The organism is Ferruginivarius sediminum (assembly GCF_003344765.1).
Classification (GTDB): Bacteria; Pseudomonadota; Alphaproteobacteria; order Kiloniellales; family Rhodovibrionaceae; genus Ferruginivarius; species Ferruginivarius sediminum.
In genome coordinates, this window is the sequence record NZ_QPMH01000014.1 from 24,953 (window position 1) to 49,209 (window position 24,257).

The 24,257-nt window shown below is 64.7% G+C and carries 23 protein-coding genes, 1 tRNA gene and 1 CRISPR repeat array; of the genes, 8 read left to right on the plus strand and 16 right to left on the minus strand.

What is annotated here, in order from left to right:
• The first annotated feature begins 207 nt into the window (after window positions 1-207).
• Window positions 208-1,377 carry a M24 family metallopeptidase gene (locus DRB17_RS13980; protein ID WP_114582839.1) on the plus strand — a complete coding sequence of 390 codons (1,170 nt, stop codon included), beginning with the start codon at window positions 208-210 and terminating at the stop codon, window positions 1,375-1,377.
• Window positions 1,378-2,032: 655 nt separating this feature from the next.
• Here DRB17_RS13980 and DRB17_RS13985 read toward each other — a convergent pair.
• From DRB17_RS13985 to DRB17_RS14000, 5 genes are all read right to left on the minus strand, one after another.
• Window positions 2,033-3,235 carry an AI-2E family transporter gene (locus DRB17_RS13985; RefSeq protein ID WP_114582840.1) on the minus strand — a complete coding sequence of 401 codons (1,203 nt, stop codon included), beginning with the start codon at window positions 3,233-3,235 and terminating at the stop codon, window positions 2,033-2,035.
• A gap of 39 nt (window positions 3,236-3,274) precedes the next feature.
• Entirely contained in the window at window positions 3,275-3,520 is a 246-nt protein-coding gene (locus tag DRB17_RS13990; protein ID WP_114582841.1) for a hypothetical protein, read from the minus strand.
• A gap of 406 nt (window positions 3,521-3,926) precedes the next feature.
• Complete coding sequence (locus DRB17_RS20235; RefSeq protein ID WP_153242375.1) at window positions 3,927-4,079, minus strand: hypothetical protein; 153 nt, start codon at window positions 4,077-4,079, stop codon at window positions 3,927-3,929.
• 136 nt (window positions 4,080-4,215) lie between these two features.
• Window positions 4,216-4,410 carry a CsbD family protein gene (locus DRB17_RS13995; RefSeq protein ID WP_114582842.1) on the minus strand — a complete coding sequence of 65 codons (195 nt, stop codon included), beginning with the start codon at window positions 4,408-4,410 and terminating at the stop codon, window positions 4,216-4,218.
• A 251-nt stretch (window positions 4,411-4,661) separates the two neighbouring features.
• Window positions 4,662-5,357, minus strand: coding sequence for a Crp/Fnr family transcriptional regulator (locus DRB17_RS14000; RefSeq protein WP_114582843.1), 696 nt, complete (start codon window positions 5,355-5,357; stop codon window positions 4,662-4,664).
• 63 nt (window positions 5,358-5,420) lie between these two features.
• On the opposite strand from DRB17_RS14000, the gene DRB17_RS20990 reads away from it, so the two are divergent.
• Genes DRB17_RS20990 through DRB17_RS21000 form a run of 3 tightly spaced genes read left to right on the plus strand, consistent with a single transcriptional unit; the run spans window position 5,421 to window position 6,467 of the window.
• Window positions 5,421-5,999, plus strand: coding sequence for a recombinase family protein (locus DRB17_RS20990; protein ID WP_114582844.1), 579 nt, complete (start codon window positions 5,421-5,423; stop codon window positions 5,997-5,999).
• A 19-nt stretch (window positions 6,000-6,018) separates the two neighbouring features.
• Window positions 6,019-6,333, plus strand: coding sequence for a recombinase family protein (locus DRB17_RS20995; protein ID WP_161958828.1), 315 nt, complete (start codon window positions 6,019-6,021; stop codon window positions 6,331-6,333).
• Window positions 6,327-6,467, plus strand: coding sequence for a recombinase zinc ribbon domain-containing protein (locus tag DRB17_RS21000; protein ID WP_421778891.1), 141 nt, complete (start codon window positions 6,327-6,329; stop codon window positions 6,465-6,467). Before DRB17_RS20995 ends, DRB17_RS21000 begins: the two co-directional genes overlap by 7 nt.
• A gap of 597 nt (window positions 6,468-7,064) precedes the next feature.
• Here the strand turns inward: DRB17_RS21000 and DRB17_RS14020 are convergent.
• The 7 genes from DRB17_RS14020 to DRB17_RS14050 form a co-directional block, all read right to left on the minus strand.
• A tRNA-Ser gene (locus DRB17_RS14020) sits at window positions 7,065-7,156 on the minus strand.
• Between the two features lie 129 nt (window positions 7,157-7,285).
• Window positions 7,286-7,915, minus strand: a complete 630-nt coding sequence (locus tag DRB17_RS14025; protein ID WP_114582847.1) for a glutathione binding-like protein — start codon at window positions 7,913-7,915, stop codon at window positions 7,286-7,288.
• A 75-nt stretch (window positions 7,916-7,990) separates the two neighbouring features.
• The gene (locus tag DRB17_RS14030; RefSeq protein ID WP_114582848.1) at window positions 7,991-9,142 is read right to left on the minus strand and encodes a trans-sulfuration enzyme family protein; all 1,152 of its coding nucleotides are present in this window, start codon (window positions 9,140-9,142) and stop codon (window positions 7,991-7,993) included.
• Window positions 9,143-9,217: 75 nt separating this feature from the next.
• Entirely contained in the window at window positions 9,218-9,913 is a 696-nt protein-coding gene (locus DRB17_RS14035) for a glutathione binding-like protein (protein WP_114582849.1), read from the minus strand.
• A gap of 177 nt (window positions 9,914-10,090) precedes the next feature.
• Window positions 10,091-10,333 (minus strand): hypothetical protein, encoded by a 243-nt coding sequence (locus DRB17_RS14040; protein ID WP_114582850.1) that lies wholly within the window; start codon window positions 10,331-10,333, stop codon window positions 10,091-10,093.
• The gene (locus tag DRB17_RS14045) at window positions 10,326-10,745 is read right to left on the minus strand and encodes a Fur family transcriptional regulator (protein WP_114582851.1); all 420 of its coding nucleotides are present in this window, start codon (window positions 10,743-10,745) and stop codon (window positions 10,326-10,328) included. Before DRB17_RS14045 ends, DRB17_RS14040 begins: the two co-directional genes overlap by 8 nt.
• Window positions 10,746-10,984: 239 nt before the next feature.
• Window positions 10,985-12,040, minus strand: coding sequence for a class I SAM-dependent methyltransferase (locus DRB17_RS14050; RefSeq protein ID WP_114582852.1), 1,056 nt, complete (start codon window positions 12,038-12,040; stop codon window positions 10,985-10,987).
• Between the two features lie 160 nt (window positions 12,041-12,200).
• Between DRB17_RS14050 and DRB17_RS14055 the strand changes: the two genes are divergently transcribed.
• Window positions 12,201-13,241: a GlxA family transcriptional regulator gene (locus DRB17_RS14055; protein WP_161958829.1), complete on the plus strand. Its 1,041-nt coding sequence runs from the start codon at window positions 12,201-12,203 to the stop codon at window positions 13,239-13,241.
• A gap of 15 nt (window positions 13,242-13,256) precedes the next feature.
• Here DRB17_RS14055 and DRB17_RS14060 read toward each other — a convergent pair whose 3' ends face one another.
• Genes DRB17_RS14060 through DRB17_RS14070 form a run of 3 tightly spaced genes read right to left on the minus strand, consistent with a single transcriptional unit; the run spans window position 13,257 to window position 16,219 of the window.
• Complete coding sequence (locus tag DRB17_RS14060; RefSeq protein ID WP_114582854.1) at window positions 13,257-13,958, minus strand: glutamine amidotransferase-related protein; 702 nt, start codon at window positions 13,956-13,958, stop codon at window positions 13,257-13,259.
• Complete coding sequence (locus DRB17_RS14065) at window positions 13,955-14,662, minus strand: 4Fe-4S dicluster domain-containing protein (RefSeq protein ID WP_114582855.1); 708 nt, start codon at window positions 14,660-14,662, stop codon at window positions 13,955-13,957. The genes DRB17_RS14060 and DRB17_RS14065 overlap by 4 nt, the downstream gene beginning before the upstream one ends.
• A gap of 33 nt (window positions 14,663-14,695) precedes the next feature.
• The gene (locus DRB17_RS14070) at window positions 14,696-16,219 is read right to left on the minus strand and encodes a trimethylamine methyltransferase family protein (RefSeq protein ID WP_114582856.1); all 1,524 of its coding nucleotides are present in this window, start codon (window positions 16,217-16,219) and stop codon (window positions 14,696-14,698) included.
• A 225-nt stretch (window positions 16,220-16,444) separates the two neighbouring features.
• Here DRB17_RS14070 and DRB17_RS14075 point away from each other — a divergent pair, with 225 nt between their 5' ends.
• The 3 genes from DRB17_RS14075 to cas2 all read left to right on the plus strand — a co-directional run bounded on the left by DRB17_RS14075 (window position 16,445) and on the right by cas2 (window position 18,858).
• The gene (locus DRB17_RS14075) at window positions 16,445-17,440 is read left to right on the plus strand and encodes a GlxA family transcriptional regulator (protein ID WP_114582857.1); all 996 of its coding nucleotides are present in this window, start codon (window positions 16,445-16,447) and stop codon (window positions 17,438-17,440) included.
• Between the two features lie 208 nt (window positions 17,441-17,648).
• Window positions 17,649-18,563 (plus strand): type II CRISPR-associated endonuclease Cas1, encoded by a 915-nt coding sequence (gene cas1, locus DRB17_RS14080; RefSeq protein ID WP_161958830.1) that lies wholly within the window; start codon window positions 17,649-17,651, stop codon window positions 18,561-18,563.
• Entirely contained in the window at window positions 18,541-18,858 is a 318-nt protein-coding gene (gene cas2, locus DRB17_RS14085) for a CRISPR-associated endonuclease Cas2 (protein ID WP_241503841.1), read from the plus strand. Before cas1 ends, cas2 begins: the two co-directional genes overlap by 23 nt.
• 68 nt (window positions 18,859-18,926) lie before the next feature.
• Window positions 18,927-20,548: a CRISPR direct-repeat array (repeat unit 36 nt; unit sequence AGCTTACCATCCCCATGACAGCCGGGGCTACGGAAC).
• A gap of 57 nt (window positions 20,549-20,605) precedes the next feature.
• On the opposite strand, the gene cas9 is transcribed toward cas2, so the two are convergent.
• The gene (gene cas9, locus DRB17_RS14090) at window positions 20,606-24,109 is read right to left on the minus strand and encodes a type II CRISPR RNA-guided endonuclease Cas9 (RefSeq protein ID WP_114582860.1); all 3,504 of its coding nucleotides are present in this window, start codon (window positions 24,107-24,109) and stop codon (window positions 20,606-20,608) included.
• Window positions 24,110-24,257 lie beyond the last annotated feature (148 nt).

The following is a 24,257-nucleotide window of genomic DNA, read 5'->3' on the forward strand; positions in this document are numbered from 1 at the left end:
CAGCGTAGCCCCTTTCCGATCAACGGTTTAGTGACAATCGGGCTGCCGAAACGCGAAGTGTGCCGAGCGGCAGGCGCATTGTCTTGCGCGACAGGCGCTGCGATGCTGTGGGTGGGCTTGGCGCGAAGCGCCGTACCAACGTGTCGATATTCCGGTGACGGGCTTGGCGCCGGCTGACTGGAACGCCGGGCGTTGGATGGAGGCAAGATGCAGTTCGAACGCGCCGAGTACGATGTACGCCTGACCAAAACTAAAGAGCGCATGGAGGCGCGCGGCATCGATGTACTAATCACCGTCGACCCGGCGAACATGTGCTACCTCACGGGCTACGACGGTTGGTCGTTCTACGTGCCGCAGTGCGTGGTTCTGGCGGTCGACGAGCCGGAGCCGATCTGGATTGGCCGCAAGATGGACGTGAACGCCGCGCACGTGACCACCTACCTGAAGCAAGAGAGCGTGATCGGCTACCCGGACGACTACGTCCAGTCGATCACCAAGCACCCCTTCGACTACGTCGCCGACAAGATCGCCGAGCGCGGCTGGGACAACCGTACGATCGGCGTGGAGATGGACAACTACTACTTCACCGCGCAGAGCTTCTTCTCCCTCCAGTACAAGCTCCCCAACGCCCGCTTTCAGGACCTCTACTCGCTGGTCAATTGGGTGCGCTCGGTGAAGTCGGAGGCCGAGGTCGACTACATGCGCCAGGCCGCGCGCATCATCGAGAACGTGATGCGGACCGCCATCGACGCGATCGAGCCCGGCGTGCGCCAGTGCGACGCGGTCGCCCACATCTATCACGCGCAGATCACCGGCACGCCGGAGTTCGGCGGCGACTACACGGCGATCGTGCCCATGCTGCCCACCGGCGAGGGCACATCGACGCCACACCTGACGTGGAGCGACAAACCCTTCGTCGAGGGCGAGGCGACGATCCTGGAGCTGGCGGGCTGCCGCCGGCGCTACCACTGCCCGCAGGCGCGCACTATGTTCCTGGGCGAGCCGCCGCAGAAGCTGACCGACGCCACCAAGTGGGTGCTGGAGGGCATGGAGGCCGCGCTCGCCGCGGTCAGGCCCGGCATCCTGTGCGAGGACGTCGAGGCGGCCTGGCGCGAGTGCGTCGCCAAGTACGGCCTGACCAAGGATTCCCGTATCGGCTACTCCACCGGCCTCAATTACCCGCCGGACTGGGGCGAGCACACCATGAGCCTGCGCCCCGGCGACCGCACCGAGCTGGAGCCCAACATGTGCTTCCACATGATCCTGGGTATCTGGATGGACGACTGGGGCCTTGAGATCTCGGAAACCTTTCGCGTCACAGAAACCGGCGCCGAGTGCCTGGCCAACGTCCCGCGGGACTTGGTGGTCAAAGCCTGATTGGGAATTAGACGCAGAAATGGTTGCCTGAGTCAGCGAATTTGGGCTGCGCTCCCGGAGCATCAACATCCCGTCGGTTATTCAACGTCTTATAAAATAGGCAATAAATATCAGAATAACGATTTTTAACAGAAAGGACATAAAAAGTAATTATAGGATCGACAACGGTGATAAAATTTCTGAATATATATCAAATATACAAAAATTGTCCTGATATATTTATTTTTCTGGCGACCGATGTGCATGCTATCCCACAGTCGATTCTTTATTTTCACATCAACTATTTTGGCAAGTAAATTTTTTAAATAAAAGTTGATATCATTTCGTTAACACACTTCCTCGCAGGATCACGGATGAGTGTCAACTGTGGGCATTCCAGTAAACGAACAGCCCAGGTTCAATGTCTCTCATACGTGTCGGCATCATATACTCCCAATTATGTGGTATTTGGCGCGTTCGTGTTCGACGGGGCCTTCACACATATTTTTGCGGCGCGCTCGGTGTGGTAAAGTCATTTTGGCGGTTGGCTTTGCTCGGTCAGACCTCATCGAGGCCCGCCAGCGAACAATCTGAAACAGGGAGCATGGCATGAACAATATCATCTGGCTCGTTGGAGCGGTCGTCATCGTCCTGTTCATACTCGGATACTTTGGGTTCAGCTGACGAAGTTACGCTTGGATTTCTCGCTAGTGCGAGGACGCGAGATCACTGCTTCGAGCCGCGTGACGAAGGCGCTGGCCACGATCAGCGTCGGTGTGGCGATCAGCGCCCCAGCGGCGCCCCAGAGCCAAGTGCCGAACGCGATGGCCACGAAGATCCCGAGCGCGGAGAGCCGCATCCGCGCGCCGATCATCATCGGCGTCACCAGCTGGCTTTCGATGGTGTTGAGCACGATCACCACCGCCACTGGCGCGAAGGCGACCATCGGCTCCTCGAAGCTGACCATGGCGACGCCCAGCGTGATTACAACCATCACAGCCATGCCGATGAACGGCATGAAGTTCAAAAGCCCCGCGGCCACGCCCCACAACGCGGCGTTCGGCACGCCTATCAGGTAGAACGCTCCGGCTATGCACAGCCCCAGCGCGATGTTGATCACCGTGATCGCCAACAAGTAGCGCGACACGTCGGCCTGCACGTCACCCATGGCGCGGCCGAGCGCCATGCGCGCCGAGAAGGTGGAGCCGAGGCCCATGAGGCGGCGCGACAGCGCCACGCGGTCGCGCAGCAGAAAGAAGGTAAGAAATGCCCAGTAGACGCCGCCGAGCACAAAGCCCGGGGCGCTGATCGCGAGATCGCTCATCAATCGCTGGCCGCCCTCTACGAGCTTGCTGATTGCATCGTTTCCCTCGGCATCGCCCCCCTTCACGGCGGTTGCCTTGGCATCGCCTCCCTGAGTGGCACTATCACCGGAGACGGTGCCCGGACTGGCTCCCGTTTCTGGCTTCGACTCGACCCCGACCGACTGCACGACTTCATAGTTGATCTGTCGTACCCTGAGCTCGATGTTGCGCAGGATTTGCGGCGCGCGGTCGTTCCAGGCCTCGGCCGAAGGGGCAAGGACGTAGAGCGTGCCGGCCGCGCTGCCCAGCGTGCCGGCCACGATCAATCCGGCGGCCAGCGCGGCCGGCGCACCCCAGCGCTCGAGCCAGCGCGCCAGCGGCGCAAGGGCGATCGCGCTCAGAGCGGCGAGCACGGTGGGCACCGCGATCTCCTTCGCGTAGCCGAGCGCTGTCACAATGACGACCAGCGCGATAATCACCTCCGCCACGGTGAGCAGTGCCACGCGGTCTATCCTTGCGAACAACCCGCGCCCGTCCGCGGTCGGGGCGTGCGGGCCGGCCTCTTTACGCGACATGGTCACAAAACCTCGTCGAGATGCCGGGAAGCGCCGTGTTCACGGCGTCTGTCGGCGACGCAGCTGGCGGGCGAGCACGAAGGCGGCGACGAAGGCCGCCAGCGCCGCGAGCTCGCCCTCGGCGATTGAGGCCGGCGCTGGCTCTGGCCGCGCTGCGGCTGACACTTTGGCCCGGGGGCTTCCGATGGGCATAGAGGAAAAGGACGGCGCCGCAAGTCGCGCGACCACCGCATCGTAGTCGGCACCCGTGGTTGGGATCGCCTCCTCCGATTTCGCCTGATTCATTTTTGTTATCCTGGGTTTGTGGTCGGGTTTCTGGTGGACCGGGTGTGCCCTGCGGGCGGCCCCCTTTGACGGGATCGGCTCGGGGTGTTTTTGCATCCGGCGCCGAGCTGCAGGGCCGGCTGCCGCATCGGGTCAGCGGCAAGACCTGTTCGACGGGAGACGAGCTTCCCGTGCCAACGACGCTACACCGATGCTGGCAGCGAGTCTGAGCGGTATTGCTCACGTTTCCGTCTGATAGAGGGGAAGGACCCGTGGGGGCACTACGCGCGCAACGATGGAGCAGGGCTCGACGTGCCTTGTGCCCTTTTTCGGGCTGTGAATGGCATGCGCGACGTCGAACGCGCCCCGTTATACCTCGACGTTCCGATCGGGCCAGTTCACCAGGTTCCTGTAATAGGTGTCGTTGTCATTGCCCGTCCTGCTCCCCGGCCGCCTTGACCTTCTGCCGGTCAATGCGCGGGCGCCTCTTGCTGTCGGTGTTGAGGACCGGCAGGCTGCGAACCTCGCCCAGGGGCTTGTTCTGGTAGTGGCAGACGGTGAGGCCGATGATCTGGACCATGTCGAGAATCAGGTGTTTGAATCGGCATTGATCCTGTTGCAGCGCCGCTGAGGCTCGCGGGCGTGGTGCGACCACGAGTCCAGTAGCGTGCTTGCCCCTGGCGCACCTGGGCATCGGGCGCGCCAGGGGAATGTCACTAGCGCCCGAGCCAGTCGTCGATTTGGCGCTCGGCCTCGTCCCGGGAGATGCCGTACTGCTCCTGAATGCGGCCGGCGAGCTTCTCGCGATTGCCTTCGACGACATCGATGTCGTCGTCGGTCAGCTTACCCCATTGAGCCTGGACGCTGCCCTTAAGCTGCTTCCAGTTACCTTCGATCTTGTCCCAGTTCATCGTATTTCTCCTGTGAGCGCCCGGGCCGGGGCGGGTTAATGGGGACACGGCGCCGGGCATGTCGTGCGACGCGGTGTCGGACTCCTGGTGGCGGTGCGTTGCCGGATAGAGTGAGTTGCACCGACCTTCTCGACCAGGAGATGAGCTTGACGCTACGTCAAACTCGCTGGGGAATCTGAGCCCCATTGCTCACAATCAGACGATGCGCGGATCGGGCCCCGCGCGGCCCCGCGGCGGCAAGACCGGAGATGTCAGCTCTCGTCGCCACGCTCCTCATTCGAGATTTCGTGGGCCTGGTCGTTCAGCACGACACTCAAGAGCGAGCTATGAACCTCGATGCCACCATTGTAATCGATGAAGCCCAGCCGCCGGAACTTGTTCATGAAAAAGCTGACGCGGGAGCGGGTGGTGCCGACCATCTCGGCCAGCGTCTCCTGGCTGATCTGGTTAATGATCTTCTCCGGCCGCCCCTCCTTGCCGAAGTTCGCCAAGAGCAGCAGGGTCCGGGCGAGTCGCTTCTCGCTTGAGTTGAACAGTTGGTCGACGAGGTCCGCCTCGACGCGGATCGCGCGTTGCAGGAGATGGTTGATGAATACCTCGGAGAATTCCGGCTCGTTATGCAGCAGGCGAAAGATCGCTGTCTTCTCCAGCCGAACGACCGTGGACTCTGTCATGGCCGAGGCGGTTGCGAGCCGTCGCCGCTGCCCGCCGAGGCAGGCCTCCCCGAAAAAGTCGCCCGGTCCCAGAATCCCGACGATCGCTTCCTTGCCTTGCTGGGAGACAACGGAGATCTTCACCTTGCCGCTCTGGACGTAGTAGACGGCGTCTGCGGCGTTGCCCTGGGCGAAGACGGCCTGGCCCTTGGCGTAGGTCCTGCTGCTCCTCCCCTCGCCGACCTTGGCGAGAGCGGCTTCGGGATCGAAGGGGCGGCGGTTGTTGTGTGACACAGGACAACTCCTTTAAGGAGCGGATCGGTTCCCACCCTAATCATCTGCTTTTTCGGAGCCAAGATGTGCAAATGTGACCAGAGCGTCCTCGTTTTGTACATCCGGGTTTCGCCCCTCGCACAAGCCGAGGCTGATGTCTCCGTTCCAAGCCAACGCCGTCGGCTCCAGCAGTACGCGTGCGACCACGGCTACCAAGTTGTAGCCGAATATGTGGACGCCGGTGCAACCGGCCGGAACGACAAACGCCGTGGCTTCCAAGGTTTCATGTCGGACGCCGAACAACTGCCTCGGCCTTTCGAGCACGTTATCGCCTACTCGACGTCTCGTTTCGCCCGGAAAACTCAAGATCATCTCAGGAACTATTTCGCGCTTCGTACACGCGGGATCAAACTGCATTTGACCACGCAGCCCATTGACGAGTCCCCGGAAGGGCACCTTCTCCGCACCATTCTTGCTGCCTCCGACCAGTTCATGAGTGACGAGAACAGCCGCCACGTGACCCGTGCGCGTCTCGGGAATGCTCGACAAGGGTTTTGGAACGGGCCTCGTCCACCGTTCGGTTATCAGACATTTGTCGCTGAGACGCGCGGCAGCAAAGAAAAGAAGGAAATCGAGATCAACGCAAATGAGGCCCAACATTAAGGTCATATTTGATCTTTATATGTCAGACTACGGAATTGTAAAAATTGAGAAAGAGTTAAATAAAAAAGGATTTATAATGCGTGGGAATGATTTCACCGTGGGTAAAGTGAACAAGATATTGAGATACTCCATATATACAGGCACATATTACTTTAATCAAAGATCAAAGGGCCTAAACGGCAAAAACTCCCCTGAAGACTGGATTGCCGTAGAGTGCCCAGCAATTATAGGCATTGATCAATTCCGAAAGATTCAAGACCGATTGACGCAGCAAAATCCCCAAAAACGCCCCCAAGATATACGACTAGCGAAATCCTTTTCGGCGGACTGCTGAAGTGTGGGCACACCGGTCGTGCTATGAGTATCAGCACAGGGAAATTTGGTCGCTATCGATACTATAAATGCAACAATAAACAGAAAAAGAAACGCTGTAAATGCGGTGGCATGAGCTTCCCGATGAGAAAATAGATGACTTGATGGTTGAACGTTTCATCGATCGAGTACTCAACGTGGATCGGCTGAAGACGATTATCGTCCCCTGCTTCAAGATGATTCCGCGACGAAACAGCGCGCGGAGGAAATGCAATATTCCACTCAAAGGGAGATAAGCAAGTGGAAAAAAGCAAACAAGAACCTGATCGAGGCTCTGGAAAGTTCCAGCCATTCTGATTTAATTGAGGAAAGGCTGACCAAGAATCGTAAACGAGTCCGCGATCTCGAATCCCAGAAAGATAAACTTCAATCTGAATTGAATATCAGGGTGGCGTTTGTCAATGACGAAGCCATACAAGAACTCTCGGGGAAATTGTCCCAGCTGGTTCGAACCAAAGACCCGAAAACTGTTCGTCCCTACCTACAGTCTTTCATCCACAAGATTGATGTTTTTGAGGGTGAGCTCGTAATCTGCGGATCAGGGGACCGCTTCTTGCGTGCTGCAGCCGAGCTTGATCCGGACGGCGGTGGGACAGGACTGAGACTACAAGCCAGTCGAGTGATTGCGCTTCAAGCCGAGCTGACCAGGCATCCACGTCGGCAGGCGCCCGAGTACCCACTTTCGTACCGGAATGGCGGAGAGGGAGGGATTCGAACCCTCGAAGCGGGGTTAACCGCTTACTCCCTTAGCAGGGGAGCGCCTTCGACCACTCGGCCACCTCTCCATCCGGCGCTATATCGGGGTTGGCGTCGCGTGCATTGCGCCTGTGGCGCGCCAACCGTCAGGGACGCCCTTCTAGCCAGCCCGCCGCCGGGTTGTCAATGCGGCGGCGGGGGCGATGTGGGGTTTCAGTTCAATTTCGTTTCGGCACGTCCATCCCGGCCTTCACCGCCGGGCGCGCGGCGATGGTGTCGTACCAGCGCTTGACGTTGGGATAGTCGGTCAGATCGATGCCCTGCCACTCGTGCCGCGCGGCCCAGGGGAAGGTCGCCATGTCGGCGATGGAGTAGTCCTCGCCCGCCATGTAGGCCACCTTGCCCAGGCGCCCGTCGAGAACACGGTAGAGGCGCTTCGTCTCGTTCGTGTAGCGCTCGATGGCGTAGGGCACGTTCTCCTTGGCGAATCGGCGGAAGTGGTGCGCCTGGCCCAGCATCGGGCCGAAGTTTCCCATCTGCCACATCAGCCATTCCAGGCAGCGATAGCGCCCGGCCGCGTCGGTGGGCATGAAGCGGCCCGTCTTCTCCGCCAGATAGATCAGGATGGCGCCCGTCTCGAACAGCGGGAAGGGGCGGCCGTCCGGGCCGTCGGGATCGACGATGGCGGGGATCTTGTTGTTCGGCGAGATCTTCAGGAACTCGGGCGCGAACTGCTCATCCTTGGTGATGTCGATGAGGTGGACGTCGTACGCCAGCCCCAGCTCCTCCAGCATGATGGAGACCTTGCGCCCGTTCGGCGTGCCCCAGGTATAAAGGTCGATGGTCAAGCCGCTGCTCCCCTTTCTTGCTCTTCAGGCCATCCGGCGCGCCCGTGCCGGTTCGCGATAGCGCCCCCGACCGTCTCAGACCGCTTTCAGCGCCCGCTCAAGGTCGGCGATCAGGTCGTCCGGGTGCTCGATGCCGATGGACAGGCGCAGCAGGTCGTCGGGAATGGGGCTTTCCGGCCCCTCGATGCTGGCGCGATGCTCGATCAGGCTCTCCACCCCGCCGAGCGAGGTCGCGCGCAGGAACACCTCGCAGCCGCCGGCCACGCGCAGCGCCGCCTCGCGCCCGCCGGCCACCCGCAGCGACAGCATGGCGCCGAAGCCGTCGTGCATCTGCATCGCCGCCGTGCCGTGCCCCGGATGCGATTCCAGGCCGGGATAGAGGACGGCGGCGATCTTCGGATGCCGCTCAAAGTGGCGGGCGATCTTCATCGCCGTTGCGCTGGCCCTGGTAACGCGCAGGAACAGCGTGCGCATCCCGCGCAACAGCAGCCAGCCCTCGAACGGCCCCAGGATGCCGCCGTGGTCCCGCCGGTTGGCGCGCACGCGCTGCCACAGGGGACTCCCGGTGTCCTTCGCCACCAGTGCGCCCGCGACCACGTCGCTGTGCCCGTTCAGGAACTTCGTCGCCGAGTGGTGGACGATGTCCGCGCCCAGCTCCAGCGGCCGGCTGTGCACCGGCGTGGCGGAGGTGGAATCGACGGCGAGGGATGCCCCCGCCTCGTGCGCCGCCTCCGCCGCGGCGGCGATATCCACCACGTCCCACGTCGGGTTGCAGGGCGTTTCCACCCAGACCAGCTTCGTCTCGCCCTTGCGCACCGCCCTGGCGACGGCGTCGGGGTCCGCTGCGTCCACAAGGTCGAGGCCGATGCCCCAGTCGCGGCAGAAACCGACCAGCCAGTTGCGCAGGCTCCAGTACATGGTCCGCTGCGCGACGACGTGATCGCCGGGGCGCAGCGCCTGCACCACCGCGGCCGCCGCCGCCATGCCGGAAGCGAACAGCAGCGCCTCGGCCCCGCCCTCCAGACGCGCCAGCACGTCCTCGGCCGGACGCAGCGTCGGGCTGTCCGGCCGCTGATAGACGTCGCCGCCGATCAGCCTGTAATCGGCGTCGCGGGCGAAGGTGGTGCTGGGCTGCAGCGGCGGGACGACCGCCCCGCCGTCCGCCGCCGGATCGTGCAGCCCCTTCGCGACCCAGGTTTCGGGATGGGGTGGCTTGCGCTTGCTCATGACACGGCGGAGCCTGCCCCGCCACGCGGCAAATGCCAAGCGGGAACGTCGCCCGGATTACCGGGATGCCGCACTCTATCGCCGCTGGTACTGCGCCGCGCCGAACAGCAGCTCGCGCGCCTTGTCGTCGAAACCGCCGGACTTGCGTCGGTCGGCCAGCACCTGCACGCCGCGCTGCACCGCCGGGCGTGCGGCGATGTCGTCGAACCAGCGCTTGACGTTCGGATAGTCCGCCAGGTCGATGCCCTGGTTCTCGTGGCTGCGCGTCCACGGGAAGGATGCGATATCCGCGATGCTGTAATGCTCGCCGGCCAGATAGGGCGCCTCGCCGAGGCGCCTGTCCATGACGCCGTAGAGGCGCCTGGCCTCGTTCGTATAGCGGTCATAGGCGTACTGGATCCGCTCCGGCGCGTACTGGCGAAAGTGGTGCGCCTGTCCCAGCATCGGGCCCAGGCCGCCCATCTGCCACATCAGCCACTGGATGACGCGATAGCGCTTGGTCTCCTCCTTGGGCAGCAGATAGCCGGTCTTCTCCGCCAGATACATCAGGATGGCGCCGGACTCGAACAGCGGCAGCGGATGGCCATCCGGGCCGTCGCGGTCGATGATGGCCGGCATCTTGTTGTTCGGCGAGATGCGCAGGAAATCCTCATTGAACTGGTCACCGGCGGTGATGTCGATGGCATGCACCTCGTAGTCGAGGCCGGTTTCCTCCAGCATGATGTGGACCTTGTGGCCGTTCGGCGTCGGCCAGCTATAAAGCTCGATCATCGGGTCGTTCCCTTGCTGTCACGCGAACGGCCGGCCGTGATTGCGCGCGGCCGGCCGGAAAAGGTTTCGAATGCTTCGGTCTGGAAAGCAGATAATGTCCGCGCGCCGCGGCGCAACGCTACGTCGCTTCAACCATTCGTGAAGCAGGGCGCCCCGGCCGCGCCTCGGCCATGGAGATCAGTGCAGGACACCGGGCTCGATCAGCCGGGCGATCAGGCGGTTCACCTTGTCCGCCGGATAGCCGGGGTGGTGGTAGCTGTAGACGCGGGCCGCCACCATGTGCGCATCGGTGTGCGAGGCGCCGCTGGCCAGCATCTCGCGATACGACCGCACGACGGCATCGCGGCACTTGCAGGGGATGTTCGGGTCCAGCGACTCACAGGCGAGCGCCGACCCCTCGGCCCGCGGGCGATCAATCATCGTCCGTCCCTTGCTGCTTCTTGTGACCATAAAGCTCCACCCTACGATCGACCAGCTCGAAACCGAGCTCCCGCGCCAGCTCCCGCAACCTTTGCTCGAGCTTCTCATCCTTGAACTCTACCACCTCGCCGCTTTGAACGTCGATAAAATGATAGTGATTTTCCAGGTTGGCTTCGAACCGCGCGTGGTTCTCGTTGAAGTCGTGCTTTTTGACCAGGTTCATCTGGTCGAGAAGATTCAAGGTGCGATACACCGTTGCGATGGAAATGCTGGTGTCTTTCTCGCGGGAGCGCAGGTACACCGTCTCCACCGACGGATGATCGTCGGCATTTCCCAGCACCTCAAGGATGACGCGGCGCTGCCCCGTCATCTTCAATCCGGCGTCAATACATTTCTGCTCAAGCTCGTTCATGCCAAGCACCTTCGTCAGACCCGGCCGCCGCGGGCACCAGGTCCGATAGGCCTTATCGGAAATCCTGACCGCAGTCGTCTTGATTTACGATCTGCCGCAGCGGTAATCAACCCTTGTAAACATAGTGTCTTGGAGCGGCCGGGTCACGCCTTTGTCGGGTCACGCCTTCGTAAGAATCCAAAGCAATGAACGCGTTGCCGGCCAGACCCGATGAAGGGTCCGACCGGCCGGCAAACCGCTCAAGGGCGTGCTTCGAGGATCATGTTGAACGGCGTTTCATTCGCCCGCCGGAACGAGGAGAAGCCCGCCGTCTCGGCGACCTCGCGCAGGCGCGCCTCGCCTGCCTGCGCGCCCAGCGCGGCGCCGGTTTCCTGCGCCAGCGAGGTCGGCACGCAAACGCTTGTCGAGAAACCGTAGAAGACGGCGCCGACGGGGTTCAGATTGTCGCTCAGCTCGTTCCCCGCCATCGGTTCCACCAGCATGACCGCCCCGTCGGGCTTCAGCGCCTGACGCGTGTGACGCATGGCGCCGACCGGATCGCCCATGTCGTGGAGGCAGTCGAAGAAGGTGACGAGATCGAAGCCCCCGTCGGAATAGGATTTCGCCGTCGCCACCTCGAAGCGGACGTTTGACCGCCCGCTTTCCGCCGCACGCTGCCGCGCGGTCTCGACAGAGGCATCGTGGAAATCGAAGCCGACGAACTCGGTCTGCGGAAAGGCCTCCGCCATCAGCAGCGTGGAGGCGCCGTGACCGCAGCCGACATCGGCTACCTTGCCGCCCTGGTGCAGCTTGTCGACCACGCCGTCCAGCGAGGGCAGCCAGTCGGGCACCAGATGGCCCTTGTAGTTCGGCCGGAAGAACTTCTCGACGCCGCAGAACAGGCAGTTGCAGTGGTCGCCCCACCCCATTCCCTCGCCGGTACGGAAGTGATCGGCCAGCTTGAAGGCATCGTCATAGACAGCCGCGATGGATTGGAAGCCGCCCGTCATCAGGAACGGGCTTTCCGGATCGGCGAAGATCGCGGCCTGTTCGGGGCTCAGCGAGAACTTGCCGCTTGCCGCGTCGTAGGTGGCGTAGCCCATGGCCGCCTGCGCCGATAGCCACTCCCGGACATAGCGCTCGGCGGTGCCCGTGGCCGTCGCCAGTTCCGTCGGCGTCGCCCCGCCCTCGGCGGCAAGCGCGCGGTAGAGCCCGAGCTTCTCGCCAACGATCACCAGGGCGCCGTTCACGGCCGCGCCCATGTCGCCCACCATCTTGCCCAGAAGCGCTTCCAGGCGTTGCTGATCCACCTGCATGTCGGACCTCTCTGCTTTTTAGCTGCACGCGATTGTTTCGACTTTCTAACAACCGCTACTGGCACATACCACCTGTATCATGAAGATACCGCTTCGCGTCTCTTGGTGTGCAGGGGCAGATTGGTCACAATGGAGGCGGATCGGCCACGGTAGGTGGAAGATGACGGGTAAGCCGCCGCGGGTCAGCCTGCTGGCCTTGCCGCAGACAGAGCCGTCGATCCTGATGGGCGTGTACGACGTGCTGTGGAGCGCGGGCGTCGTCTACCCGCGCCTGACCGGCGAGGGCCTGGGCAGACGCCTGTTTCGCCCGCGCATTGTCGGGCTCACCCGCGAGCCGTTCCGCACCATGACAGGCGCCAAGATCGTGCCGGACGCCGCGATCGGCGAGGTCGCGCGCACCGACATCCTTTTCGTGCCGACGATCTTCGCCAACAGCATCGCAACTCTGCGCGGCATCGACCGGCGGGCCATCGCGTGGATCCGGGAAATGTACGACGCCGGTGCCGCGGTCTATGCCTCGTGCGGCGGTGTGATGCTGCTTGCGGAGGCCGGCCTGCTGGACGGCGGCGCCGCCACCATCCACTGGAGCTTCGTGCGCACTTTCGAGCAGGCGTTCCCGAACGTCCGCCTCTACCCCAGCCGCGCACTGGTCCAGAGCGGGCCGGGGCAAACCATCGTGTCCTCGGGAGGCGGCTCGGCCTGGCAGGACCTCGTCCTCTATGTCGTCGCCCGGCACGCCGGCGAGGCGGAGGCGATGAAGCTGGCCAAGGTGTTCCACTTCCGCTCGCACGCGGAGGGGCTTTCGCCCTACGCCGGCCTGCTGCAAAGGACGCAGCACCGGGACGCGCTGGTCGGCCGGTGCCAGGCGTGGCTGGCCGAGAATTACGACAGCGAGCAGCCCATCGCCCGGCTGATTGCCCGCACCGGGTTGCCCGAGCGCACCTTCGCGCGGCGCTTCCGCAAGGCGACCGGCTATGCGCCGAAGGCCTACCTGCAAAACCTGCGGATCGAGGAATCAAAGCAGCTTCTGGAGACGACCGACATGCCGGTGGAGGACGTCGCCGCGGCCGTCGGCTATGCCGATCCCAGCTATATGCGCAGCCTGTTCAAGCGCCTCGTCGGCATTACCCCGGCCGAATACCGCCGCCGCTTCCGCCTGCCCACCGCGCACGTCCCGAACATTGAGACACTGGCGGGCTGAGGGGGATGCCCCGCCCTACCCGGCCCGCCCGTTCAGCAGACGGGACATGAAGCCGTCCAGCCATTCGGCGAGGGGCGCGTCATGCTGCGTGGCGAGGCGAAACTGCTCCTCGCGCGGCTGGGCACCCGGCGCTTCCAGCATGTGCCCGGCCTCGGCCATCCAGGAGGTAAAGATCGGCACCGTGGTCTCTGGGTGGAACTGCAGGCCATAGGCGTTGTCGCCAATCCGGAACGCCTGGTTGGGATAGACCGGCCCCTCGGCCAGAAGCTCACCCTCGTCCGGCACCTCGAAGCCCTCGGTGTGCCAGTGGTAGACGTGCATCGGCGCCGGAAACAGGTCGCGGCCCGCCGGGGTGGGCGTCACCTGGACATAGCCGATCTCGTGCAGGCCCTCGGGGTGCCTTTCCACCTTGCCGTCGTAGGCGCGGGCGAGAAGCTGCGCCCCCAGGCACAGCCCCAGGAACGGCCGGTCCTGGGCGGTCCAGTCGCGGATGAAGTCGATCTCGTCCTGGAGATACGGCTTTTCCTCGACCTCGTTCGCGCTCTGCGGCCCGCCATAGACTACCACGGCGTCGTAGTCCGACCGCGCCGAGGGCAGCGGATCGCCCTTTGCCACCAGCCGCCGGTCCAGCTCGTAGCCGTGCCGGGTCAGCCAGCGCGACACGCGGTCGTCGCGCGCCGAATCCATCTGAATGATCTGCAGAACTTTACCGCTCATTCCCGTTTCGCCCCACTCGCGCTCAGATGGAAGGCGGCCATATGATAGGCCGCCTGCCCCGGCTCATATAGGTACTCGCGCCCGACCGGACAGGCCCGCCGCGCTAGGCAGCCCTTGTCAAGGCAATCACGCCCGCCGGGCGAATCCAGATAGCCCGCACAGGCGGCGACATCGTAACCGCGGGAAGAGAAGGCGTGAACCGGACAGGCGGACAGGCACGGCTTGTCCGGACAGCTGTCGCAGGGCGACGGACGCTCGTCCGGCGGTGGAAGCGCCAGCCGTCCCGGGAACGCCAGCGCCCCGCGATAGGCGTGCCACAGCCCATACTCGGGGTGGATCAGGATACCCAGCGGCGAGACATGCACCGCCTCCGCCCGCCGCGCCCAGCGCTGGAAGGGATAGTACGGCGGTCCCTCGAACGGGAAGATCGCCCGGGCGCCGAAGCGCCGCGCCAGTTCGCCAATGACGCGGCGGCTCCAGCGATCCATCGGGTGCGGTTGCCCGTCTGCCGCCTCGGCGCTGGCGGAGAACACCCGCCACATCGCCGGCCCGGCGTTGCCGACAAGCAGCAAGGTGCCCGGCGTCCGACCGTCGTCCAACGCCGGCGCATCCACCGCGCCTTCGGGATGAAAGCCGCCGCGCAGCAGCAGTCCGTGTGCCGCCACCGCTTCGGCAATCGCCGCGATGCCGCTGCCGGAACTCATGCGATGTGCCGCCCCGCCATCCCGGGGCCGCCCTTACGCGGCGGTCTTCGACAGCTCTTCCTTGCGTCTGGCGAGGAAGGCCTGAAGCTGCTCCTGCCTGGCCTCGTCCATCTCCGGCTGCTGGTAATTCTCAAGCAGCGTCTGCCAGATCTTGGTGGCGCGGACCTCCGCCGTTTCGCCGCCGGCCTCCAACCAGGTTTCGTAGTTGCGCCAGTCGGAAAGCATCGGCGCGTAAAACGCCGTCTCATAGCGTTCCATCGTGTGGCTGGCGCCGAAGAAGTGCCCGCCGGGCCCGACCTCGCGGATGGCGTCGAGCGCCAAGGTATCATCGTCGACCTCGATGGGCTTCAGCGTCTCGGCCATCATCTGCAACAGCTCGGCGTCGAGCACCACCTTCTCGAACGAGGCAGTCAGCCCGCCTTCCAGCCAGCCGGCACCGTGATACAGCAGGTTGCAGTGACCCATCACGCCGCCCCAGATCGCCATCTCGGACTCATAGGCCGCCTGGGCATCCACGGCGTTGCTGGCGTTTGCGTTGGAGGCGCGGTAGGGCAGGTTGTAGCGCCGCGCAAGCTGGCCGGCGGCAAGCTGCGCCTTCGCGTTCTCGGGTGTGCCGAAGGCTGGCGCGCCGGTGCGCATGTCCACGTTGGAGGTGAAGGCGCCATAACACACCGGGCTGCCGGGTCGGGCAAGCTGGGTCAGCGCGATGCCGGCCAGCGCCTCGGCGTTCTGCTGCGCCAGCGCCGCCGGCAACGTCACCGGCGTCATCGCGCCCATCAGCGTGAACGGCGTCACCACCACGCACTGGCCCCAGGTCGACATGGCGATCAGGCCGTCGGCCATCTCGCCGTCGAAGCGCCGGGGCGAATTGACCGAGATGATGGTCAGCACGGCCGGATCGTCGACCAGATCCTCGCGCGTCTGGCCGCGCGCGATGGCCGCGATGTCGACGCCGTCCAGCGCGCGGTCCGCCCCGATGGACGAGCAGTGGTAGACCCGGTCGGTGTAGGTGACGTTCGCGGCGTAGCAGTCCAGGTGCCGGGTGTGCGCCGGAAGCTCCACGGGCGCGGTGGGCTGGTTGCCGATCAGGTGGACGATGTTCAGCGACTGCGCCAGCTTCAGAAGTGTCGCATAGTCCTCGTAGTTGCCTTGCCGCCGGCCGTTGACGCGGTCCTGCACGTTCGGCGGGCCGGCGACCAGGCCGAAGTTGATGTGGTTGCCGCCCAGCGTAATCGAATGCTCGGGATTGCGGGGGCGGAGCGTCACCTCGCTGGGCGCCTTGGCCACCAGGTCGAGGACCATGTCGCGGTCGAACTTGACGAGGCCGCTGGCGTGATCGACCTCGGCGCCGGCCTTGTCCAGCATGCTCAAGGCCTGCTTGCTCATGAACTCGATGCCGATCTCCTCCAGGATACGCATGGAGGCATCGTGCACCTTGTCGAGCTGCTCGGCGGTGAACACCTCCACCGGCGCATACGGGTTACGAACACGGGTCCACGGAAGCTGCTTGATACCGGGCGCCCCGCGACGCGCTGCACTGCGACGACGACGGGTCATCTCCACCCCCTTTCCTGGATTGGGTCCGCCTGGCCAGGCGCGCGCGGCGCTTCCGTCGGGGAAGCAGGCCGGTCGAACACCCCGGCGCGCACCACAGGACGATTTTTCTTGCTCTGCTTCAAGATGAAATCATAGTTGGTTCCGGGGACTTTGTTCCGTAGGCGACACCGACTGGCCTCATAAGACATTCGCCGCGGAACCCGCGAACGAGGGGCGGAAAACGGCATGAGCGATGCCGGCAACAACGAAGCGCGCGCCGACTGGAGCGATGCGCCGACGCAGACATTCGGCTTCCTGCTCATACCGCGGTTCTCGCTGATCGCGTTCAGTTCCGGGCTGGAGCCCCTGCGCGCGGCGAACCGCGCCAGCGGGCGCAAGCTTTACGACTGGAAAGTGATCTCCGCCGACGGCCAGCCGGTTCGCTCGTCCAGCGGCGTCGGCGTGCTTTGCGACAGCGGGCTGGAGGATGCCGGGCGGCTGCAGACGCTTCTGGTGGTCAGCGGCCTGGGCGAATCGGAGCTTGAGGACAGGGCGCTTTTCGCCTGGCTGCGGCGGCTGGCGCGTCAGGGCGTGCGCCTTGGGGCGATCTCGACGGGCACCTACCTGCTGGCGCGCGCCGGGCTGCTCGACGGCTATCGCTGCACCATCCACTGGGAGTCGCTGGCGGCGTTCGGCGAGGAGTTCCCGAACCTGGACATCACCGACGAGTTGTTCGAGATCGACCGCAACCGCCTCACCTGCTCCGGCGGCGAGGCGGCGCTGGACATGATCCTTTCCCTGATCGCGCTGGAGCATGGCCGCGACCTTGCCACACAGGTCTCCGAGAACTTCATCCACGAGCGCATCCGCGACACGAACGATCACCAGCGCATGGCCCTGCGCACGCGCCTGGGCGTCAGCCACCCCAAGCTGCTGGGTGTCATCGACCTGATGGAAGAGCACGTGGAGGAACCCCTCTCGCGCGCCGACCTGGCCCACCGCGCCGGCCTCTCCACCCGTCAGCTCGAACGCTTGTTCCGCAAATATCTGGGCCGCACGCCGACCCGCTATTACCTGGAGATGCGCCTGAACCGGGCGCGCATGCTGCTGCACCAGACGTCGATGTCGGTGCTGGACGTGGCGCTGGCCTGCGGCTTCGTCTCCGCCAGCCACTTCTCCAAGTGCTACCGCGAATTCTTCGACCGCACCCCACGCGAGGAACGCGCCAACCCGGCGGCGTGAGCGCGAGGCGCCGGCGTCACGTCAATCGAGACCACCCGGAATGACGACAGGGCCCGGTGATCGGCCGGGCCCTGTCCGCGTCGTTATGAAAGAGCGATTCCGCTCCAAATGACACTTTGTTTTGTTCCGTAGATCGCCGGCTGTCATGGCGATGGTAAGCATTTTTATACTCGGAAATTATATTCGTTTCGTCAAGGGAGTTTTTGCGATGAGCGTGATTGAAATCGCAACGCCAGGAACTTCCCTTGCCGTTCGCAAGGGAATGCTGTCCGTCAACGCCACCCTGATCCCGGTGGAGGACATCGACCTCGTCATCGCCGAGACGGCGGCCGTATCGGTGTCCGGCGCGGTGCTTGCCCTGCTGGCGGAGAACGGGGTGGAGTTCGTGACCTGCGACACTAGGCACAGGCCGGTGGCAAGCCTGTTCCCGGTCGCCGCCGGCGCAACGCTCGCCCCGCGCATCCTGCGCCGGCAGGCGGCGCTGACGCCCCGCCGGCGGCGCGCGCTTTGGCGGCGGATCGTGCAGGCGAAGCTGCGCATGCAGGCCGCCGCCCTGCCCCAGCAAAGCCACGCGGCGAGGCGCCTCATCCGGCTGTCGGGCGAGATCGCCCCCGGCGATCCCGGCAACATCGAGGCCCAGGCCGCCCGCCTCTACTGGCCGGCGCTGTTGGGCTCGGACTTCCGCCGGCACGCCAGCGACGACGCGAACGCCATGCTGGACTTCGGCTACGCCGTCGTCCGCGCCGTCATCTCGCGCCAGCTTCACGCCGCCGGGCTGCACCGCTCGCTGGGCCTGCACCACGAGAACGAAGAGAACGACGGCAACCTCTCCGACGACCTGATCGAGCCGTTTCGTCCGGTCGTCGACACACGGGTCCGCGCCCTGCTGACAGAGGGCGCGGAGATGGACAAGCAAACACGCGCGCGCCTTGCGGAGCTGCCCGACTGGCCGGTGAAGAGCGGCCGCGAGTGGGTGCGCTGCCGCACGGCCGCCGCGCGGCTGGCCCGCTCGCTTCGCGACGCGATCGACGGCGGCGGCACCGCGCTTGTCCTGCCGGATTCGATTGGGAGCGAGGACGATGCCGGACGGATGGCGGAAGATGTGGGTTCTCGTATTCTATGACCTGCCGGTGGCGGGGCCGAACGAGCGCCGCGCGGCCCGGAAATTCCACGAGTTCCTGGTGCGCCAGGGATTCGACCGCGTTCACTATTCGATCTACAATCGCTTTTGCGGATCGATGGAGCGCGCCAACACCTATGAGCGCCGCGTCGAAAAGGCGGTGCCGAAGCGTGGCTATGTCTGCCTGCTGAAGCTGACCGACAGGCAGATGGCGAACATGCGGCGGTGGATAAAGGGCGGATACGACCCGCACGAAAGTGCCCAGTTCACGCCGCCAGAGCAGTACAGGTTATTCTGATGCGCCGCGAAGCCTGCACGAAAAACCGGCCGATAAGCCCTCTATCTCAAGAGCTTATCGGCCGTACGAGCTTACCATCCCCATGACAGCCGGGGCTACGGAACGTCCAGCGTCGGCAGCACGCAGACCATCGGAGCTTACCATCCCCATGACAGCCGGGGCTACGGAACGGGCGGCTGGACTCGATGTCTAGTCCTGCAAGCTTACCATCCCCATGACAGCCGGGGCTACGGAACTGGCACCGCTACCAGATCCTGACCAAGCGCAGCTTACCATCCCCATGACAGCCGGGGCTACGGAACAGTTCGTCCCCGGAACCGACAGGCCGATTGAGCTTACCATCCCCATGACAGCCGGGGCTACGGAACGAGGTCCGCGACCAGTGCGAAGCCGCTGGCAGCTTACCATCCCCATGACAGCCGGGGCTACGGAACTATGCAGCCGCGCGGGCCGGCGACACGGCGAGCTTACCATCCCCATGACAGCCGGGGCTACGGAACGCGGCGCGCAGTCGGTCAACGGCGGCACGTAGCTTACCATCCCCATGACAGCCGGGGCTACGGAACCATGGGAATGCTCTTGTAGTTCGTGGCGTTAGCTTACCATCCCCATGACAGCCGGGGCTACGGAACGGGCCGGACGGCTGCCGTACGCTGCATCGCAGCTTACCATCCCCATGACAGCCGGGGCTACGGAACCGTAGTAGCGTGCCGCGACCTCGGGGCGCTAGCTTACCATCCCCATGACAGCCGGGGCTACGGAACAATTTGACTGTACGACCGTCTGGAAGCCGGAGCTTACCATCCCCATGACAGCCGGGGCTACGGAACTCACGCAACGTGAAGCGCACCCAGATTTCAAGCTTACCATCCCCATGACAGCCGGGGCTACGGAACCCACACGTCCATCGGCTGGATCGTCGCGGCAGCTTACCATCCCCATGACAGCCGGGGCTACGGAACCCCAACCTCGTCTCACCCCCGAGGTGCCTCAGCTTACCATCCCCATGACAGCCGGGGCTACGGAACTCGGAATATTCCGGGACGTCCATCTCGCTGAGCTTACCATCCCCATGACAGCCGGGGCTACGGAACACTGGTGAGTGTCTGCCCGACTTGCGCCAAAGCTTACCATCCCCATGACAGCCGGGGCTACGGAACCAGGGCGCGCTGCAGCGCGCGACGCGCGAAAGCTTACCATCCCCATGACAGCCGGGGCTACGGAACAGCCGAGCCAGTTCTTCACCGTCCGCCGGGAGCTTACCATCCCCATGACAGCCGGGGCTACGGAACTACCGGCGCGTGCGGTGTTAGGTAGCCTCAAGCTTACCATCCCCATGACAGCCGGGGCTACGGAACTACGATTCGGTCGAAATGCTGTGGGACGGCAAGCTTACCATCCCCATGACAGCCGGGGCTACGGAACTATCAGCTTGACGCGGTGTTCCACGACGACAGCTTACCATCCCCATGACAGCCGGGGCTACGGAACTGCTCGGCAAAGCGGCTCACCTCCAGCGAGAGCTTACCATCCCCATGACAGCCGGGGCTACGGAACCGGCGGCGTATTGGTGGATTTCCCGCCGGACAGCTTACCATCCCCATGACAGCCGGGGCTACGGAACTAAAGAGTGGTGGCGAGTGATGCCCCGATAAGCTTACCATCCCCATGACAGCCGGGGCTACGGAACACAAATCAACCCCAGATAATACGTTCGGTAGAGATTGGCATCAAAGTGGCGGGCTAGTCACTTAACTCGGAGTCGGCCCAAGATCGATATGGTTGCCGGTCGAATATCCGCCTTGCGGAGACCTTCCGCAGACGAAAACTTGTAGCCCTGGTCGCCGTTCAGATTGATGGCAGGGAATAACGCCTGGACATAAGCGGCCGCTTCCCTGCCCGTCGCATGGCGAGCGGGCCAGACGTACAGGCGACCATCCGTCACCATTTTCTTCACCTGAAAGATGCGTTCCGCCGTCTGCCCCGGCCAGTAGAGCAGATCGCCTTGCGACAGGGTCATGACAAGCCTTGCACCGGGCTGCGGTGGCTCCGGCCGGTTCCCGTTCCGGGCATGGAACCGAGGCACCACTTCCGCCTGCCATTTCACCTTGCCGTTCCGGCCCGTCAGTTCCCACACATGGTAGAAAGTGTTTCCGCCGGTAATCACGGCCGCGCCCGTGTTGCCTCGGAAATTCCAGATGACGCTCCGGGTCTCATCCCCATCATACGTCCCCGTCACCACCGTGTTGCCGGTCATGCCGCGTGGGCCCCAGCGCGGGTCGCGGGCGGCTTTCAGGCAGAGGTCGGACAGGGACGCCTCGGGCTCAGCGGCGCGGTATTCCCCCACCACGGCCTCGAAGCGCTCGCGCATTCGGGGCGAGGCGAATGCGGACATGGTCTTCTCGACCTTGTCGTCGGGCAGCGGCTTGCCGTTGGCGTCCTGGAACAGCCGCTCCACGGGGCGGCGAAGCACCAGGTTCTTGCCCGGCGCGTCGCCGTTCGTGGCGTCGCGAACACCGTAGAGCGTCTCTTCGTGAAGCTGCCCCTCCGTCCGGTGGCGCGGGCGGAAGGACGGCCAGATGCGTTCGTAGGTGCGCATGACGTCGGCACGGAAGCCTTCATAGGGCTCCGCCACCTCGGCCTCTGCGGGGTTGGGCAGCCCGTCTGCGCCATGGCGGCTGTGCAGCGTGTTGATCCATTGCACCATCGGCCTGTCGGTCGTGGCGATCACGGCGGCGTCGATGAAGTGATGGCGATGGTCCAGCCGGTTCTTCCGGCCCCCGGCGCCGCGCACCAGATAGGCGGCGACGTCGGCACGGTTGGCGTCGGGCAGCCGCTTGCTCACCTTCGGCGTCCAGGCCTTGATCAGGCTGTCGACCGCCTTGCGCAGATGCGCGGGCTCAAGCGCGGCAAGCTCCTGGTCCAGAAGCTGGGGATCGCCCAGCGCCGCATGGCTGAGCGGGATCAGGTCGCGCCCGCGCATCGGCGGCGTCAGGTCCCAGGCCGCGCGCAGCCAGCCTGTCAGGCGGCCGTTGCTGGCGATGACGTCGTTGCCGGGACGTTCCGCCACGACGTGGCGCAAATAGCGCACGGACGTGCGGGCGATATAGCTGGTGTCGGTGATCTGGCGCGGTGCCCAGCTCGACTCGTCGTCCTCGTCGTCCCCGCCCCGCTTGGCCAGCGCCGCCGCCTTCTCGCCGAAACGCCAGGCGATCGCCTTGCGCTCGGACGGGTCGAGACCTTCCAGGAAGTTGTCCACCCGCGCCTGCCACGCCGGGTCGTCGTGGAAGGCCTCCCACGGGGTGCGATCGCCCTTGCGGCGGTTCGCGGCCGCCTCGCATATGACCATGTTGGATTCCACGTCGCGGCCACCCAGGCTGACCGGAATCACGTGATCGACCTCATAGGCCTCGCTCAACAGGTCGGCGGCGGCGATGCGATTGCCGGTATAGGGGCACAGGTGGTTCTGCCGCTTCGCCAGACGGTGGCGGCGGCGGCGCTCGCGCGCGTTGGAAAGCCACTGGCCCTGGCGGCGCAACTCGGCGTCGATGGCGGCGTTGTCCGCCTCCTTCGCCGCCTGATCGCGCTGGCGGGTCTGGCGCTCCTCCGCGCCGGCCTTCAACTCGCGCGTGGTCTCCACCACAACCAGCCGCAGGTCGGAGCCATAGCGGTCCAGCAGCTTGTTCACCAGCTTGCGCAGCTCGTTCAGCGCGATGTGGACGGAGATGTTGGCGATGCGGCCATGGAACCGCTCCGGGTCGTCCAAGTCCTCCGGCGCGCCGGTGCCGTTCATGCCGACGTCCGGCATCGCCTGGGCATAGTACGGCAGGCGCGCGTAGCGGTGGGCCGGGCGCGCGTCGGTCGGATCGCGGCCCAGCGCTTCCACCACGGCATCGTGCACCCGCACGCCCGGCGTCATGTACGGCAGGATCCTGTGCGCCGCGGCGGCGGAGATCTGCGCGCGGCCGGTCGGCAGCTCGAACTGCACGGCATCGGCCAGCATCCCGGCGCGCTCGCCGTCCAGGCCAAGCCCCTGGCGAGAGTCGCGGATATACGCCAGAAGCCCGGCGCGCCGGCCGCGCCGCTCCCACAGCTCGGTGAACAGCGCGTCTTTCTCCGTCAGCGAGCGTTCGTTCCAGCCGGGGATCAGGGGCGCGAACAGGGCGTCGGTCTGGTGTCCCTCGGCCGCGCGGCTGGCCTGCTTGCCCGCCCCGGCCTGCAGCTCCACCGTGAACTTGTTCCGCCCGATACCGATGGCCTTGCGCAGTTTCGGCCACTCCAGGCGGGGCACCTGGCGCAGTTCCGTGAGCGCGGCCTCGTATTCCACCGCCGTCAGCGGCCGGTCCGCCTCGTCGAAGCCCTGTGGGAGGCGCAAGTTGCCCAGCGTCTGGCGCAGGATGAACTCCTGCACCGACGGCAGGGCGCGCCAGGCGCGGTCTTCCTCCGGCAGGTAGCCGCAGCGCCCCGCCTCGGGCGAGCGCAGCGGACGCTGATCCAGCACCAGTTCGGCGACGGCATCCCAGTCCAGCCCTGGAAACGCCGCCTCCTGCATCTCGCGGATCTTGCCCAGCTCTTCCTCGATCAGCGCGCGCGTCGGGGCATAGGCGTCGCCGCCGCCATAGCGCATGCGCACCGGCCGCCCCTGCGCCAGATCCGCCGCGAAGAGCGCGCCGACGGTGGGCGCCCCAGTCGCTGCCATGCGCTCGCGCAGGTGCGCCTCGGCGCCCAGCCAGAAATTGGTCTCCTCATTCTGGCCACTGTCCTCCTGGCCGCCGTCCTTATTGGCTTTCTTTCCCTTTTTCGAGTCGGCGCGCGTGTCGGCCTGGCGGCGGTCCAGAAGGTTGCTGCGAAAGCCGCGGTGCTTGTTCATGTGCAGCAGGACGGCGCGCAGCTCCGCCGGCTCGACGGCCCCCTTCGCCGCCTTGGCGCGGAGGGCATAGGGATCGGCGCCATCACCAGGATGCCCGTCGATGCCGGCCTGTTTCAGGCACGCCTCAAGCTGCGCCTTGCGCCAGCGGCGGGCGCGCTTGGGCCGGCGGGCGCGGCGCTTTTCGCCCCGCTCGCGCTGCTTGGAGGTCTGCGTCTCCGGGTCACGGCCGCTATCGAACAGACGGACGCCGCCGGCCAGCAGCTTTTCCGCCGCCGGCCGGTCCGGCCCCGCGCAGCATCGGAAAGCGGCCCAGCCGATGCTGTCGGTGCCGATGTCGACGCCAAGCATCCAGGGAAGATTCGAGGAAGTGTCCGCCGGCATGTGATTGCCCCGCCATTCGATGATTGCGCACGCCCTTGATGCCGCCACGCTACATTTGTTTATCAGCGAGTCAAAATTTTCCGGCGGGCATACCGATGTCAATATCAGCGCTGTTGGAGAAGTAAACTGGCGCCGCTGACGACGTTGA